The organism is Fodinisporobacter ferrooxydans (genome assembly GCF_022818495.1).
GTDB classification, from domain to species: Bacteria; Bacillota; Bacilli; order Tumebacillales; family MYW30-H2; genus Fodinisporobacter; species Fodinisporobacter ferrooxydans.
In genome coordinates this window covers 4,363,045-4,379,254 of the sequence record NZ_CP089291.1, presented here as the reverse complement: position 1 = coordinate 4,379,254, position 16,210 = coordinate 4,363,045, and the positions used below count along the sequence as shown (strand labels likewise).

Below are 16,210 nucleotides of genomic sequence, written 5' to 3'. Positions count from 1 at the left end.
CAGGTTTGTTTTTGGGCACATACAGGATGCAGCGGAAGTGTTCTAATGAAATTCTAATGAAAATTCTAATGAAATTCTAATGGAATTTTGGAACTATAGGAACTGTTGAGTAGGAACTGTTGAGTTGCATAAAACGAACAAGGAAAGGATCCGCTATGAAAAAGAAATTGGCTGTAAAGATTGTTTCCGTCTTGAGCTTGGCTATACTTGGCATTGTTGGATATTATGGGTACCATGTGTATCGTTTTACCAAAGCAATTCAAGTGAAATCGTCGGCACATGGAGCAACGGAAACCTGGACAGGTGGGAGAGTCAATATTTTACTGATTGGCGGCGATGCAAGACCTGGAGAAAAGGCGGCCAATTCGGATTCGATGATCGTGTTAAGTGTCGATCCGAAAACGAAACAAGCGCAGATGTTTTCTGTCATGCGTGATACATGGTGGAAAATCCCCGGCAATGGATATGAAAAAATCAATGCCGGCAATTTGATTGGCGGTCCCCAATTGGCGGTAAAGACGGTAGAAAATTTTCTGGATATCCCGATCAATTATTATGTGGAAACCAACTTTGCAGGATTTAAAAAAATGGTTGATATTCTGGGCGGCGTTGATATCAATGTCGACGAAAACATGAATTACGACGACCCTACAGATGGAACAAGCATTCATTTGAAAAAGGGAGAACAGCATCTTGATGGAACACAAGCGTTGAACTATGTAAGATTTCGCCATGACGCCATGGGAGATTTTAATCGTACAAAACGCCAACGGGAGTTTTTGAAAGCATTGGCAGTCAAATCGGAGTCTACGATCGGTCTTTTGAAGTTGCCGCAGATGCTGGACGCACTTGCTCCTTATGTGCAAACAAATATGAACGGAAGCGACATGCTGAAAATCGCGTATCTTGTGCATGGCCTCAACATTTCCAACATGAAGCTGGCGCAAGTTCCGCCAATGAATGATATCCTGCAGCGATATTTGCCCCAAGGCGGCGATGTTCTGATTCCGAATGTTTTGGCAACGCGCGAATTCGTACACCAGGCACTGGGAATGCATGATACGGTAACAGCTTCAGCCGCGGAACAATCCTACTGGAATATGTATAGCGGCAATTCGGCACAAACGGCGGCAGCGCAGGCTGTGCCTGCTGCAGCACCACAGCCGTCAACAAATGATGTTTCAAAACCAGCGAATGCAACACCCGCATCGAATGATGCGGCAGCAAGTGGAGCAAGCGTGAAGAATCCATTTGCGAATGGGTCAGTGCCGAATAATGGCTCAGCATCGAATAACGATTCAGTGTCCATATCCGTATCGAATGATTCGGGTTCGAACGGCCCGGCGACGAATGGCTCGCAAGCAACAACGCAAGGAGCCACATCTCCCGCAACAAAAATGAATCAAGCAACCCCTGCTGCATCGTCAAATTCGAGTGCTGCGGGGACGAGAACAGCAACTGGAACTTCAGGCGGTACAGTTGCCCAAGGTTCAAATATGCCAACGTCTTCCGCCAAGCAAACAAACGGATCAGGATCCCTGAATACAAATAAAACCAATCCGTCTGTACAGTCTGCTTCTAAAAATTCATTGACTGATAATGCAGGGACAAGTCAGGACGCAAATACGGGAGCAAACACTCCTTCTGCAAAAACAGTTGCATCACACGGGTAAATGTGTACATCGTGGAACTGTACCGAAAGTAGCTCGCAGTGGCAAGCAGGCATAAAAAAGAAGCATCCTACTATTCACATGGAAAAGTAGGATGCTTTTTTGCTATATACTTGCTTAATACTTGATTTATACTATCGTTTGCTTTTAAAAAGCTCTTCGCAACAGTTCTTCCAACCCTTTTTGCGTCGGCACACGCGGGTTGTTCCGGACGAGGCGGGAGATTCCCAACGTTTTTTCAGCGATTTCCGGAATCGCCGCTTCTTGTATGCCAATTTGTGAAATGCGTGTCGGCAATCCGATTTCTTCTACAAGCCGAAGAACTGCTTGAGATGCAGAAAGCGCTGCATCATGGCGATCCAATCCGTTCAATTGCACATCAAACGCACGGGCGATTTTGATCATTTTCTCCGTTTCTACTGCAGCATTGTATTCCATCACATACGGCAGCAATAAGCCTGTCAATTCTCCATGCGGAGACTTGCATAAGCCGCCGATCGGATAGGCGAGGGCGTGTGCAAGAGCAGTTCCGGCATTGGAAAACGCCATGCCGGCGAGGAGGCTGGCTAACAACATGTTTTTTCTGGCTTCCAGGTTGCTTCCTTGTTGTACTGCCAATGTCAAATTTTTTGCGACCAATTCGATCGCTTCAAGCGCCAATGCATCGCTGATTGGAAGCGCTCCCTGGAAAAGGATATCTCCTTCTGCCTGGATGTATGGATAACTCTTCGCGGTATATGCTTCAACGGCATGCGCCAATGCATCGATTCCGGAACAAGCGGTCACATATGGCGGCAATCCGACTGTCAATTCCGGATCCAACAAAGCCACTGCCGGCCGCAAATAGTTGTCGGATATGCCGACTTTCAGGTTGTTTGCGGTGTCTGCAAGCACAGAAACAGATGTGACTTCCGAACCGGTGCCCGCTGTTGTCGGGATGGCGATCAACGGCGCGATGGGACCTGGTACCTTATTTTCTCCGAAATACTCGGTTGGATGCCCGCCGTATGCCATCAACAACGCCGTTACTTTCGCCAGATCGATGCTGCTGCCGCCGCCGAGACCGATGATGAGATCCGTATCCATTCGGGATTTGGCAAATTCGTAACAATCCAGCGCAGTCTGCACAGGCGGTTCTGGAATCGCTTGATCGTATACGGCAACTTCCAGATCACGGCTTTTTAAAATGGAAAGGATCCGATCGGCAATCCCTGCATGTTTGATTCCAGGGTCTGTAATCAAAAAGATTCGTTTCGCTTTGAATTTGGCGATAATCGCCGGCAAGCGGTGGACGGCGCCATTGCCGAATACGATTTGCTGCGTCGAGAAAAATTCCCAAGTATTGCGCATGTGTTAAAACCTCCTACAGATTGATGACGACAATGCGTTCGTCCGTCATTTCTTCGATCGCGGCATGCGGACCCTCTTTTCCGATGCCGCTGTCCTTCACTCCGCCATATGGCATGACGTCCGCGCGATAACTGGAAACATCGTTGATGATCACGCCGCCGAACTGCAGTTCCCGGGTTGCCCGCATGGCCAATTGCAGATCGGATGTAAAGAGACCGACTTGCAGGCCGAAGCGTGTTTCGTTTGCCATCCGGAATGCTTCCTCGATGTCGCTGTAAGGTATGAGCGTAATGACAGGTGCAAACACTTCTTCACATACGACTTTCATTTGCGGCTCCACATCGACCAAAACGGTTGGATACAAAATGGAACCTTCCCGTTTTCCGCCACAAGCAACTTTCGCTCCTTGCTGCACAGCCTCAACGATCCATTCTTCCGCACGTTTTGCTTCTTTTTCAGAAATCATGGGACCTACATCCATCGTAGGATCCGCCGGATTGCCGACATTCAATGCTTGCGTTCTTTGCACTGCCTTTTCTGCAAACACATCAAATATATCTTGATGGACATAGATGCGCTGCACGGAAATACAAGCTTGTCCGGCATTGATATAGCCGCGGGTGACACACAGATCAACCGCCTGGTCAAGATCCTTTACATCCTTATGAACGATATTCGGTGAATTGTTTCCTAATTCCAAAGTAACTTTCCGAATCCCCGTTGTACTTTTAATATGACGGCCAACTTTGGGGCTGCCGGTAAATGTAAACATGGCAATCCGATCGTCCTCCAACAAATATTGGCCGGTTTCATGGCCAAAGCCGTTTACAACGTTGAGAAATCCGGCCGGAAGACCTGCCTCTGTCAGGATTTCAACCATTTTGCATGCGGACAAAGGCGTTAATTCCGCCGGTTTTAAAACGATTGTATTGCCTGCCGCAATCGCTGGAGCAACTTTGTGCGCCACGAGGTTAAACGGGAAATTGAAAGGTGTGATGGCACCGATGACTCCGACAGGAACGCGGATGGTAAATGCCATTTTGTTTTCGCTGCCCGGTTGCCCAAGGGGAATTCCTTTGCCGGCAATCCGTTTGGCTTCTTCTGCTGCAGCGATGAACGTCTGGATTCCCCGGTCAATCTCGCCACGGGCATCTTTTAATACTTTTCCGACTTCCTGCACCATTGTCAATGCCAGTTCTTCTTTTCGTTCTTTAAAAATTTCAGCAGCCCGCATTAAAATTTCATAACGCTGCACGGGTGTCAATGTTTTCGTTTGAAACGTTTGCAGCGCATTGGATATCGCATCATCGACTGCTTGCCTGGAAGCGATTCCAATACGCGCAATCTCGTTTCCATTGTATTTATCTAAAACTGCAAACGTTTCATTTGGATCGATCCAATTTCCATTGATGAAATGGCCGTAAACAAGCAACTGTTCCTGAGATCGGGTTGTCATTGAGGTGCTCCTTTCAAATTTTGGAGAAAATTGTTAGGAAAAGGCTTACAAGTATACTATTTCAAGTATTGATGAATTTATTTAATTTTTCAAATCGTAGCAGCATTGATTTTTTCAGGGAAACGGTCGTTTATTTCGGTTTACGATGTGTTTTTGCGGGAAATGCATCGATTCCTGGATCTGTTTAAAAAAACAATTTTCCCTGTGATATAATTCTTGGGAGATAGGAACGGTGCAATCGATTCTACCATAAGTCGATTTAAAAGCAGACAATGCTATTTCAGCATCTTCCAGTAAGAGAATCGAAGGAGGGTTCCGCAAAGCAGGATGAGGAAAAAGAACATAAACGCTTCCGATGTTGCCAAATTCAGCGGAGTTTCCCAATCGACCGTCTCCCGGGTATTTACACCAGGTGCGAATGTTTCCGAGAAAACACGCCGACGAGTGTTGCAAGCAGCAAACGAATTGGGATATCATCCGAACGCCATCGCCAGGGGATTGATCACGCAGAAGACAAATATGATCGGGATTGCAATGGGCGATGTGAAAAATCCTTTTTACGCGGAGATACTTGGCAAATTCTCGTATGGTTTGCGAACAAAAGGGTATCATGTTTTATTTGTCAATACGGATACGACAGATATACAAGGCGAAGAAGTATCACAATTTCTCGAATATAACGTCGATGGTGTAATCATTACAGATGCGCTGCTTTCATCTTCTGTCGTCACCCGTTTTTTAGAAAATGACATACCGGTCGTATTATTTAATCGCTATATAGAAGATTGCCCGTGCAGCATTGTTTGCTGTGACAACATTCTCGGCGGTACCAAAATTGGGGAGCATTTCCTAAATACCGGGCATCAAAGACTCGCTTTTATTGCCGGCAAACGCAATACATCGACGAGCAAAGATCGGGAAAAAGGGTTTCGGGAAGCATTGCGGCAAAAAGATCTGGAACCCCTGTTGGAGTTTGGGGAGTATACGTATCATGGCGGGTATGCGGCTGCAGTGCGGCTGTTGCAAATGGAGCAGCGGCCGGATGGAATTTTTTGCGCCAATGATATTATGGCTTTAGGCGCTCTTGATGCGGCTAAACAATTGGGTATCAAAGTTCCGGACGATGTATCGATTATCGGCTTCGATGATATCGGTATGTCCGCGTGGCCGCCGTATTCCCTTACTACCTGGCAACAGCCTGTCGATTTTATGATCCAAGCGGCGATCGATATTCTCATACAAGAAATCGATGATTCTGCACAAGAGCCACAACATCGCTTGATACAAGGAGGACTGATTGCGCGGAATTCCGTGCAATTGCGAACAACGTAAGGCGACGCATAAGGCAACGAAATGTTTGACAGAATTTCGAACATGTATTATTATTTCCGGTATAGAGGTCATAAGCCTCTTTTTTCAATCAAATCTATGAATGCGTTTGCGGAATTTGCAACAAAATGTGAAAGAGGTATTTTTGAATGCCTCTTAGAAAAATCGAAAAATTGCATACGTATGCAAAGGTTTTGGAAAGGAAACAAAGAGAAGATTTTTGAAACTGTAAAACACGTATTACTACATGTATTACTACATGCGAAAGCAGTGAAACTACAGTTAACAACTATCGGACAAAAATTTTACTCACAATTGCATACGTATGCAAAATGAAAAAGGAGGATTCGATCATGGCAAAGTTCTTAAAAAAAGGGAAAAGCCAAGAAGAAATCGCAAAATCGGAAGCGCAAGTTTATGAAACGGTACGTACGATCCTTGATCAAGTAGCAAAAAACGGTGATGCTGCAGTACGGGAATTATCTGCAAAGCTAGATCGATGGTCTCCGGAAAATTTTCGCTTATCAGAAGAACAGATTCAGGAGATTATCAAGTCCCTGCCGGAAGAAACAATTGACGATATCAAGTTTGCGCAAGCGCAAATTCGCCGTTTTGCCGAGGAGCAGCGTGCTGCAATCCGGGATATCGAAGTAGAAACGCAGCCAGGTGTTACTCTCGGGCATAAGAATATTCCGGTAAATAGCGTCGGTTGTTATATCCCAGGCGGACGCTATCCAATGGTCGCATCTGCCCATATGAGTGTCCTTACAGCAAAAGTGGCAGGCGTAAAACGTGTCATTGCTTGTACACCGCCGATCAACGGACAAATTCCTGCAGCAACGGTTTGCGCAATGGCATTTGCGGGTGCAGATGAAATTTACATCCTTGGCGGTGTGCAGGCGATGGCCGCCATGGCATTGGGAACAGAAACCATTGCGCCTGTTGACATGATTGTAGGTCCGGGCAATGCGTATGTAGCAGAGGCGAAACGCCAGTTGTTTGGGCGTGTGGGCATTGATCTGTTGGCTGGTCCGACGGAGACTTTGGTAATCGCCGATGAAACAGCAGATGCGGAAATGGTTGCTTGCGATATCCTTGGCCAGGCAGAGCACGGACCCACATCACCAGGCGCGTTGATCACCACATCAGAAACTCTTGCGCAAGAAACATTGAAAGAAATTGAGCGTCAATTGCAGACACTGCCTACAGCTGATGTTGCGCGGGTCGCATGGGAAGAAAACGGCATCATCCTCCTCGTGGCAGATGAAGCGGAAGCTGTTGCCGAAGCGGATAAACTGGCGTTCGAACACGTAGAAGTATTGACAAAAGATCCACAGTATTTCTTGAACAACATGACGAACTTCGGTGCGCTCTTTCTTGGTCCGGAAACGAACGTCGCATATGGCGACAAAGTGATCGGTACGAACCATACACTGCCGACAAAAGGAGCGGCCCGTTATACCGGCGGACTTTGGGTCGGCAAGTTTATCAAGACTTGCACCTATCAAAAATGTACGCCGGAAGCTAGCGCAAGGATCGGTGAGTATGCGGCTCGTCTCTGTGCATTGGAGAACTTTGCCGGCCATAGAGAACAAGCGCTGCTGCGTGTCCGCCGCTATGGAAAAACCTCAGCGAATGTATAGATTTTCCAAATGGTAGAAAATACTTTCAAGGGGGTAAACGAATGAAAACGACATCGACAAGAGTTCGTTGGGTCGTCATGTTTTTAGTGTTCTTGATCAGTACGGTCTCCTATTTGGATCGTACGAATATTTCCGTAGCTGCACCGGTGATTTCAAAAGAATTTCATCTTTCACCTATACAACTTGGCGTGATCTTTAGCGCATTTTCCTGGGCGTATGCAATTGCTCAAATTCCTGCAGGCATGATTGCCAACTGGTTACGCCCGCGCCGGACATACTTTTACGGCATGTGGGTTTGGTGTATCATTTTGATCCTGACGACTACCGCTGGTTCCTATGCGGCTTGGATTTGGTTCCGTATTCCTTTCGGCATCGGGGAAGCGATTACATGGCCGGCAGCGTCTGTATTGCTTAGCCGTTGGTTCCCACGGGTCGAATATTCACAAGCGATGTCTTTGCAGAATCTTGGACTCGTCATCGGTGCTGCAGTGGCGCCGCCGATCGTTTCATTTATCCTCATTCAATGGGGATGGAAAATGACATTTATCCTGACGGGATTAATTGCTGCGTTATTAGGCACTATCTTTTACTTTTACGCTAAGGATGACCCGAAAGACCATCGGGGTGTGGCAAAAGATGAGTTGGAATGGATCCAACATGATCAAGTAGAAGTTGATAACAGCCCCGCACCAAAGGGATTATATTTCGAACTTATGAAACGTCCATCCTTATGGGCAGTCGGTATATCAAATTTTGGTCTTGATTTTGTAAACTTTATGTTCTTAACCTGGTATCCAACGTATCTGATGCAAAAATATCATGTGTCCCTAAAAGAAATGGGGTATCTGGCAATGGAACCGTACCTGTTTGGATTGATTACGGTGCTTGGAGCAGGTGCGATTGTCCGCCGTTTGGTCAATGCCGGATTTAATTCAGTCAATGTGCGAAGACTCGTGATTGCGCTTGGTTTGATCTTGGGGACGATCATGCTTTTTATAACACCATCGATTTCCAATATTTATATGTCTGTAACCGCGATGTCCTTGGGATATGCATTTGTCATGGGAATCCTAGGTCCGCAATGGTCAACCCCGGCTGAAATTGGCGGAAAAAAAGGTGCCGGTTTTGTCAGCGGTTTTGTAAATTTCATCGGCAACATCGGCGGTATTCTCTCACCGCTTTTAATGGGAATTGTGCTCCAACATTACAAAAGCTTTACACCAGCGATTTTGACTGCTGGCGGAGTCACCTTGGTATGTACTGTCCTCTTCTTGATCTTATACCGGGTACATGATGATCGACAGGCGATGGAACGGTTTCATAAAAAACAAGGAATTACCATACATTCCTAATTTATAGCAGAATCGCCCCGGCATGATCCCGGGGTTTTTTCCTTCATTGAATACTTGTGTAATTTGGTTCACAATAGAAATATCTTTACAAGAATTGAGGGGAATGCATGACTTATTTTTCTGAATTGAAGGATCAAAAAGTAATTGTAACAGGCGGCAGCAAAGGGATCGGGCGAGATATCGCGCTGGCATTTGCCAGACTTGGGGCGAAGGTGGCCATTACCGGGCGCGAGGAAACGGCTTTACAGACGGCTGTGGAAGAAATGAGACAATACCAACCGGATTCTTTCTATATAATAGCAGACATGCAAAAAGTAGAAAGCATTTCCAACATGATAGAGGAAGCGGCCGCCTGTATGAATGGACTCGATGTTTTAATCAATAATGCCGGAATCAATATTCCAAAGCCTGCATTGGAAGTAACCGAAGACGATTGGGATCGCATTTTGGATACCAATCTAAAAGGGACTTTCTTCTGCGCTCAGCGTGCCGGGAAGCATATGATTGCGCAAGGCCGTGGGAAAATCATCAACATCGTTTCCCAGATGGCTTTTGTAGGCTATAAGAATCGGACTGCGTATTGCTCAAGCAAAGGCGGAGCAGTACAACTAACGAAAGCGTTATCTGTGGAATGGGCTCCCTATAATATCAAAGTCAATGCGGTTGCGCCCACATTCATCGAAACAGAGTTGACAAGAACGATGTTGCAGGATCAGGAATTTTTCAATGATGTGATACAAAGAATTCCTTTGGGCAAATTGGCGCAACCGTCAGATGTTACCGGAGCCGTACTGTTCCTTGCTTCCGATTTGGCCAATTTTATTACAGGTGAAACAATCAAAGTAGACGGCGGTTGGACGGCTATTTAAAAAGAGAAGGAGTTGAGAGTATGGCAATGAGTGAAACACTCGCAATCATCGGTGCAGGCACCATGGGGCATTCGATCGCCTTAACGGCAGCAATGGCGGGGCTTGCACCAACCGTGTGGGGAAGTGACTCGGCGGATATTGCCCGCGGGCAGCAAGGAATGTTGGAGAAGTTGAGAATTTTGCAGGACTATGAAGTGATAAAGCAAGAAGAAGCAGAAAAAACGGCCGCTCGTGTCACGTTTACGCTTTCCCTGGAAGCGTGTATACAAGACGCTACATTTATTATTGAAGCAATTCCGGAAAATCTGCCGCTCAAGCAAGAGTGGTTCCGGAATCTGGATGACACGTGTTCGCCGGATGTGATTTTAGCAAGCAATACATCAGGATTAAGTCCGACAGATATTGCCTTGCATACGGTTCACAAAGCAAGAACGGTCGTCACTCATTTTTGGAACCCGGCACATTTGATTCCCCTTGTTGAAATCGTAAGAGGCGAACAAACGTCAGACCAGACGGTAGAGCGAGCGTTGCAACAATTGAATCGCATGAACAAAAAACCGATCGTCTTGAAAAAAGATATTTTGGGTTCCATCGGAAACCGCTTGCAGTATGCGTTATTCCGAGAAGCACAATACATTCTGGAACAAGGTGTTGCTACAATGGAAGATATCGATGCGGCAGTTCGCTACAGCATTGGCCGCAGACTCCCTGTCACCGGTCCGTTCATGACGGCAGATATGGGTGGATTGGACGTATTTCATTCGATCTCCAGTTATCTCTTCCCGGATTTGAGTACGGAACAGGGTTCGTTATCCCTGATGCGCCGCTTGGTCGAAGAAGGGAAGTATGGACAGAAGAGCGGCGAAGGATTCTATCGATGGAGTCCGGAATTCTCCCAAACAATGAATCAGGCTCGTGAGCGGGAATTGATCGAATGGTTGAAAAAAGATTTGTCTGAAAAATAAAATAAAAAAAGTAAAAAGCCCTTCCGGCAAGGAAGGGCTTGCTAAACTAAATGTCGCCTTTAAATGCGCGAAATGTTAAAGCTGCAATGGAACCAAACGCTACGAGAAATAATGCAGTCATCAATCCAAACACAAGATTCCCTACCTTCCACTAAATATTTCAGCAAATCAAGCAATCGATTCTGTCATTCTAGCAAATGAACATATATTACTCTACCACACTCGAGCAAATTTTGCTTAATTTCCTCTCGTTAAGGATTTCAGTTTTCGTCTGTTTAAATCAATCCTTGAGTCTCCACAACGTTTGCAAAACATGAATGACGACCAATTTTCGGGATATTCATTTAAACGTTTTTTTCTTAATTTTCGTTGACATTCATTACAGATCAATACGTCATCTCCCTGACATTTTGTGTAGGAATCGATTCATTCAAATGATAGCAGTCGAGCACACTAACGTGAATCGGAGGTTGCTGGGCACATTGCCATACGCAGCCTTTTTTCTGTGACTTGCTTGATGCTTTGCCCCATTCCTTTCGATAACTTGATAAAAGTAAGTGAAAAAAGTAATATACTTATATGGTTTGTGTTTGTGGAGATTCCTTAATAAATTTTGCCGGCCAAAAGTTTGATGTGTCGGGGCGCCTGGTTGATGAACCCACATTGGCATTCTTGGACGATGTAGTGCAGAAGTTTATCGATTGGGTCCAAGCCAAATAGGATAGATACCTGGCAAGTAGATAACTCGCGTCATCCACTTGGAACCGGTGACTATCGTTAAGGATGCAAATGCATGTTTATATGTAAAAAAATGGGACACAATAATTTTGCAGCCATTCACGTCTCCCAAGACAATCCGCAAGTGGTTGCAAGCGGCATCGTTTCTACGATGTCGCTTTTTCATATGAATCGCATGAAAATGCTGAAAAAATCCTTTCTTCTTCATTTGAACTTTCATATATAACGTACAGTCATTTTTATTATATGTGGGGCAATTTTACTATCGGCCTCTAAAATTTATATTTTTTGAACACGCACTATAAAGAAAAAGGAAAGGCAGGTAATACAATGGGAGCTGAATCAAAATCCCCAAAAAAGAGGATCTTGGGAATGAATTCGGCTATTTTTTTCATTGCAATGGTCAGTTTGTTTACGGACCTTTCCAGTCAAATGATCGTTCCCATTTTGCCGCTTTTTTTAACGGCTGTTCTCCATGTGCAAGTGGGAACCGTTGGCTTGATTGAAGGAATTGCGGAAAGTACGGCAAGTATTTTAAAATTGTTTTCCGGATGGTTTTCCGACCGGATTGGAAGACGCAAGCCGCTGATGATAGCAGGATATGGCGTATCCAATCTTGTTAAGCCTCTATTTGCATTGTCTGCTTCTTGGGGGCAAGTCCTTGCCATACGCTTTGCGGATCGTCTTGGCAAAGGAATGCGAGGAGCACCAAGGGATGCATTTTTGGCAGATGCGACAAACAAAGAAGAAAGAGGAAAGGCGTTCGGCTTCAGGCGTTCCATGGATACACTGGGTGCGGCTTTAGGACCATTGGCGGCATTTTGGATTCTCGACGCATTTCCCGGAAAATATCGTGCTGTGTTTTGGGCTTCTGCAATTCCGGGCGTTTTGGCAGTTCTTATTTTGGTCTTTTTCTTGGCAGAAGAAAAAAAAGAGATACATAGTGCCAGAGGATTGCCGAAATTTGGTTTTCAAAGTTTAGGGAGACCGTTTATGGTGTTTACGTTTATCTCAACGTTATTTACCATTGGCAACTTTTCCGACGCATTTCTTGTTTTGCGGGCACAAAATGTAGGCATGACACCAAGTGTAATCCCACTTGCCTATTTGCTGTTTAATGTCGTATGCAGCATCTTTTCTACACCTTTGGGAGTGCTTTCCGATCGTTTCGGGCGTCGCCCGGTTTTGGTCAGCGGATTTTTTATCTTTGCATGTATCTATTTTGGATTTGGCATGATACATCGTGCATCTTGGGTTTGGGTGTTATTTGCCGTTTACGGATTCTATTATGCCGCCACAGAAGGCATACAAAAGGCATATATTGCAGATATCGTTGCAGAAACACAACGGGGCATCGCGATGGGTACATACAGTGCAGTTACGGGTCTTGCCGCTTTGCCTGCAAGCATACTGGCAGGTGTCCTGTGGGAGACATTCGGTCCTTCTGTTGCCTTTGCAACCGGAGGAATGCTGGCAGCTATTGCGGGTATTTTGTTGCTTTTGATTCGTGTTTAAATGAGCATAAAAAATTCCTTCCCGTTTCATTTTGGAAAGGAATTTTTCTATTTTTCCTTATTTAACATAGCGGAAAGAATAAAGGGGCTTTCTTGCACTAGAAATTTGTCGAAAGTAGTTTGGTGAATTCCATTTAATTGCAGGTCTTTGAATCTAATCCGCGTCGTTTAATTTCTTCGAAAAGCAATTGTATAAAGCTGTCTTCCAATTTTAAATCTACCGATAACTCGTATGCCTCCAAAAGTAAATCATTTGATAATTGCATATTTGTCACCTTCAATTCAGTAGTTTAGTTTTAGCAGGTTTTCTGATAATTCTATGGTAGCAATGGGTTGTCCACGAAACAAGCCACCTAGTTATTCACACGAATTGTGATTAACGTGTTGATAAGTTGTGCATTATTTATCTATTTCTCTAATGGTCCTTAATTAAACAATCCAAATCTGCTGTGGAAATTGTGGATAAAGTTATGCACAACATTTTATTTTGTCGAATTTCGTCGATAAATTTTTATTTTCATCCATTTCAAAAGGATTGCGGTCAAGACGCAAAAACGGGCAAGGAACTACGGAAAGGACAATCATACAGATGTAATTTGCAATCCGTTGAATGGGAAAGAAACTAACGGGACTTTTCAGGAGGAATAGGATGCGGATAGGTGAAATGGTTGGCAGAATTTTTTGAAACTGGATGAAAAGTTATGCCTTTCAACTCGGCTAAAAGTTGTAATTAAAAAAGTTTATTCTATGCATAAAAAATACAAGATCCCCAAAAATCGAAACACAGAGTTTTTTAGGGATCTTTTTAAGGATCTTATTTTTGATAGTTATCTTGATTTTTTACAAAGGAATCGTCTTTTTTAAAACAAGCCCATACATAATGGCGGAAACAAGAGCCAAAATCCCTGTAACAAGTAAAGCGATTGTAAATCCACCTAATGATGCGACGAGAATTCCCGTTATGATCGGTGCAAATGCGCCGCCTAAAAATCCGCCAAAGTTTTGAATACTGCCAATGGATGCCACATACTTCTTGGTTTTTACGACATCTGTCGCTAACGCCCATATCGGTGCAGAACATAAGCTGTACGTGAACATGCCGATCGTAAGTAGTGTGACTGCAATTGTCGGCGAATGAACAAATGCTGTAATTAGAAGAGCAGCGGCCGTTAACACAGCACCTAAAGCGATGGTGTGCCGTCTGCCGTCCAAACGTGTCATTCCTTTTGCAATAAATCGGTCAGAGATGCGTCCGCCGATTAAAACCCCGAGTGTTCCGGCGATAAAAGGAAGGGAAGCGACAAGTCCTGTGTTCGATATGGAGAAGTGTTGTGTTTTTTCCAGATATGTGGGCAACCATGCAATGTAAAACCAAAACAAATATTGTAAAGCAAAATCTCCAATGATCATAGCCCAAGTCGGTAAATATCTAAAAAGTTTTAACCATTGCAGAAATGTTATTGGTGTATCGGTATTGGTATTTGATGTTTCTGCTAAACCGGAATAGCTCTGAATATATTGAAATTCTTCAAGGCTTAATCGTTTATGTAACTCAGGCTCCCTATAAAGAGCGATCCAGCCGATCAGTACTAAAAATCCTAATGCCCCGATAATCACAAACATGGCCGGCCAACCAAAAGCTAACATTAATGCAGTTGATAAAATGGGCGATATAGCTAAACCTACCTGTGTTCCGGCAATGAAAATACTAGTAGCTGTACCTTTTTCGTTTTGCGGAAACCAAGCGTTGGTTGCTTTGATAGCTGCCGGGAACATTGCGGATTCGCCGACGCCAAGCAGCACCCTGGCAATAATAAATGCCCCGACCGTTCTCATGAATCCGGTCGCAATAGCTACCACAGACCAAAAGCCGACGGCGGCCGACATTAAGATCTTGGCGCCAAATCGATCGACTGCCCAGCCAGAAGGCAAATTCATAATGGCATAGGGCCAAACGAAGGAAGAAAGTATAACCCCCATGGCTGCAGCGTTTATATGTAAATCTTTCATAATAAGAGGAGCAGCCACTGAGAGATTTCCACGGTCCAGATAGTTTGCAATGGATAATAAAGTAATGATCGCAACAATTACCCAACGTAAATTCTTCCCGCGGGGACGTATTAACGAGCGGTTTGTAAACTCCATTTCTGTGTGTGGTGCCATGTTATGCATACTCTTTGCTCCTTCCAATCTCAATATTCTGAGAGCTTTCTTGACACATGAGGAGGACAGTGGATATTTTATTTTACTTGCAATACGCTGATATGATCACCTTCCTTTGATCATCGATAAAATTTTCTCTCTGACGCATTTGTTTATATGGTCTGACTATCACTAATGATGAAACCGCATACAAAAAATATCAAGTTTTAATTTTTAGCTAAAATAAGCCATAAACATATAAAATTCAATAAATTTAGGTATTTATATTTAATTTATGTAATAATATTCATTTTTTCTTTATTTTTTGGAAATTGACTTAATCATTCGGAGGGGTATTATGAAGATATATCCAATCGTGGTCATACCATAACTTGATGATTTTAAAATTGACTTAGAAGAAATGAGGGCTTTCGCATTGGCAGGTCGTGAATCAGTTGTCGAATTAACGGTTGAGAGAATTAAAGATTTTATTAAAAACGGAGGTGTTGACGATAGCGGTAAACTTCCAAATGAGCGTGAACTTGCTCAGATATTGGAAGTGAGCCGTTCTTCCATTCGTGAAGCTTTACGTATTCTTGAGGCTGTGGGAATTATTGAGATTCGCCCGACAAAAGGGTCATACGTAATCAAACAAGAAAGCTTTGTACCGTCTGAATTTCTGAATTGGTTCAACCGATATCAACCGGAAATTTTCCACCTTATCGAGGTGCGATTGGCGATCGAACCAATCGCAGCGTTTCTTGCTGCGCAACGTGGAACAGATGAACAAATACAGAAATTGGAGAAATGCCACAATGACTTTGTGCAGTACATCATTGAAGGAAACCCCTTGAAAATCACATTAGGTGATGAGGCGTTTCATGATTTGATTTTTGAAGCTGCACAGAATCCATTGCTGCAAAACCTCCATAATATGACCAAAATGTTTTTGACAGATTATCGGAAAAAGGTATTTTCGATCCCAAAAGAAGCAATGAAAGCGGTCAGTCAACATGATGAGATACTAAAATACATTCGTGAGCACAATCCGGATTTGGCAAAGGATCACATGGTGCAGCATCTGGAAATCTCGAAATCAGGTCTATTAGATGCGGTACAAAAAGAGGGGAAAGAAACTTCTCCGACTTCGAAAAGAATTGGGTGATTGCCGTTTGAAAAAAA

At 44.2% G+C, this 16,210-nt stretch carries 13 protein-coding genes; 9 read left to right on the top strand and 4 right to left on the bottom strand.

What is annotated here, in order from left to right:
- Positions 1-155 precede the first annotated feature (155 nt).
- Positions 156-1,673: an LCP family protein gene (locus LSG31_RS21045; protein ID WP_347436992.1), complete on the top strand. Its 1,518-nt coding sequence runs from the start codon at positions 156-158 to the stop codon at positions 1,671-1,673.
- Positions 1,674-1,817: 144 nt separating this feature from the next.
- Here LSG31_RS21045 and LSG31_RS21040 read toward each other — a convergent pair whose 3' ends face one another.
- Both LSG31_RS21040 and LSG31_RS21035 read right to left on the bottom strand, forming a co-directional pair.
- Positions 1,818-3,020 (bottom strand): hydroxyacid-oxoacid transhydrogenase, encoded by a 1,203-nt coding sequence (locus LSG31_RS21040; protein WP_347436991.1) that lies wholly within the window; start codon positions 3,018-3,020, stop codon positions 1,818-1,820.
- 13 nt (positions 3,021-3,033) lie between these two features.
- Positions 3,034-4,476: an aldehyde dehydrogenase family protein gene (locus tag LSG31_RS21035; RefSeq protein WP_347436990.1), complete on the bottom strand. Its 1,443-nt coding sequence runs from the start codon at positions 4,474-4,476 to the stop codon at positions 3,034-3,036.
- Between the two features lie 327 nt (positions 4,477-4,803).
- On the opposite strand from LSG31_RS21035, the gene LSG31_RS21030 reads away from it, so the two are divergent.
- The 7 genes from LSG31_RS21030 to LSG31_RS21000 all read left to right on the top strand — a co-directional run bounded on the left by LSG31_RS21030 (position 4,804) and on the right by LSG31_RS21000 (position 12,887).
- Positions 4,804-5,808, top strand: a complete 1,005-nt coding sequence (locus LSG31_RS21030) for a LacI family DNA-binding transcriptional regulator (RefSeq protein ID WP_347436989.1) — start codon at positions 4,804-4,806, stop codon at positions 5,806-5,808.
- Positions 5,809-6,158: 350 nt separating this feature from the next.
- Positions 6,159-7,448, top strand: a complete 1,290-nt coding sequence (hisD, locus tag LSG31_RS21025; RefSeq protein ID WP_347436988.1) for a histidinol dehydrogenase — start codon at positions 6,159-6,161, stop codon at positions 7,446-7,448.
- 41 nt (positions 7,449-7,489) lie between these two features.
- On the top strand, positions 7,490-8,800 hold the full coding sequence (locus LSG31_RS21020) for an MFS transporter (protein ID WP_347436987.1): 1,311 nt from the start codon (positions 7,490-7,492) through the stop codon (positions 8,798-8,800).
- A 107-nt stretch (positions 8,801-8,907) separates the two neighbouring features.
- Positions 8,908-9,669 carry an SDR family NAD(P)-dependent oxidoreductase gene (locus tag LSG31_RS21015; protein ID WP_347436986.1) on the top strand — a complete coding sequence of 254 codons (762 nt, stop codon included), beginning with the start codon at positions 8,908-8,910 and terminating at the stop codon, positions 9,667-9,669.
- A gap of 20 nt (positions 9,670-9,689) precedes the next feature.
- A complete protein-coding gene (locus LSG31_RS21010) occupies positions 9,690-10,634 on the top strand; it encodes a 3-hydroxyacyl-CoA dehydrogenase family protein (RefSeq protein WP_347436985.1) in 945 nt (314 codons plus the stop codon).
- Positions 10,635-11,427: 793 nt separating this feature from the next.
- Positions 11,428-11,598, top strand: a complete 171-nt coding sequence (locus LSG31_RS21005) for a hypothetical protein (RefSeq protein WP_347436984.1) — start codon at positions 11,428-11,430, stop codon at positions 11,596-11,598.
- Positions 11,599-11,744: 146 nt separating this feature from the next.
- A complete protein-coding gene (locus tag LSG31_RS21000; RefSeq protein ID WP_347436983.1) occupies positions 11,745-12,887 on the top strand; it encodes an MFS transporter in 1,143 nt (380 codons plus the stop codon).
- A gap of 133 nt (positions 12,888-13,020) precedes the next feature.
- Here the strand turns inward: LSG31_RS21000 and sda are convergent, their stop codons facing one another.
- Complete coding sequence (sda, locus tag LSG31_RS20995; protein WP_347436982.1) at positions 13,021-13,152, bottom strand: sporulation histidine kinase inhibitor Sda; 132 nt, start codon at positions 13,150-13,152, stop codon at positions 13,021-13,023.
- Between the two features lie 574 nt (positions 13,153-13,726).
- Positions 13,727-15,058, bottom strand: coding sequence for an MFS transporter (locus LSG31_RS20990; protein WP_347436981.1), 1,332 nt, complete (start codon positions 15,056-15,058; stop codon positions 13,727-13,729).
- 406 nt (positions 15,059-15,464) lie between these two features.
- Here LSG31_RS20990 and LSG31_RS20985 point away from each other — a divergent pair, with 406 nt between their 5' ends.
- A complete protein-coding gene (locus LSG31_RS20985; protein ID WP_347436980.1) occupies positions 15,465-16,193 on the top strand; it encodes a FadR/GntR family transcriptional regulator in 729 nt (242 codons plus the stop codon).
- The last annotated feature ends 17 nt before the right edge of the window (positions 16,194-16,210 follow it).

Excerpts from the sequence above, each read along its gene's own strand:
- LSG31_RS21045 (WP_347436992.1), top strand. The coding sequence starts at position 156 with ATGAAAAAGAAATTGGCTGTAAAGATTGTTTCCGTCTTGAGCTTGGCT.
- LSG31_RS21040 (WP_347436991.1), bottom strand. The coding sequence starts at position 3,020 with ATGCGCAATACTTGGGAATTTTTCTCGACGCAGCAAATCGTATTCGGC.
- LSG31_RS21035 (WP_347436990.1), bottom strand. The coding sequence starts at position 4,476 with ATGACAACCCGATCTCAGGAACAGTTGCTTGTTTACGGCCATTTCATC.
- LSG31_RS21030 (WP_347436989.1), top strand. The coding sequence starts at position 4,804 with ATGAGGAAAAAGAACATAAACGCTTCCGATGTTGCCAAATTCAGCGGA.
- hisD (WP_347436988.1), top strand. The coding sequence starts at position 6,159 with ATGGCAAAGTTCTTAAAAAAAGGGAAAAGCCAAGAAGAAATCGCAAAA.
- LSG31_RS21020 (WP_347436987.1), top strand. The coding sequence starts at position 7,490 with ATGAAAACGACATCGACAAGAGTTCGTTGGGTCGTCATGTTTTTAGTG.
- LSG31_RS21015 (WP_347436986.1), top strand. The coding sequence starts at position 8,908 with ATGACTTATTTTTCTGAATTGAAGGATCAAAAAGTAATTGTAACAGGC.
- LSG31_RS21010 (WP_347436985.1), top strand. The coding sequence starts at position 9,690 with ATGGCAATGAGTGAAACACTCGCAATCATCGGTGCAGGCACCATGGGG.
- LSG31_RS21005 (WP_347436984.1), top strand. The coding sequence starts at position 11,428 with ATGTTTATATGTAAAAAAATGGGACACAATAATTTTGCAGCCATTCAC.
- LSG31_RS21000 (WP_347436983.1), top strand. The coding sequence starts at position 11,745 with ATGAATTCGGCTATTTTTTTCATTGCAATGGTCAGTTTGTTTACGGAC.
- sda (WP_347436982.1), bottom strand. The coding sequence starts at position 13,152 with ATGCAATTATCAAATGATTTACTTTTGGAGGCATACGAGTTATCGGTA.
- LSG31_RS20990 (WP_347436981.1), bottom strand. The coding sequence starts at position 15,058 with ATGCATAACATGGCACCACACACAGAAATGGAGTTTACAAACCGCTCG.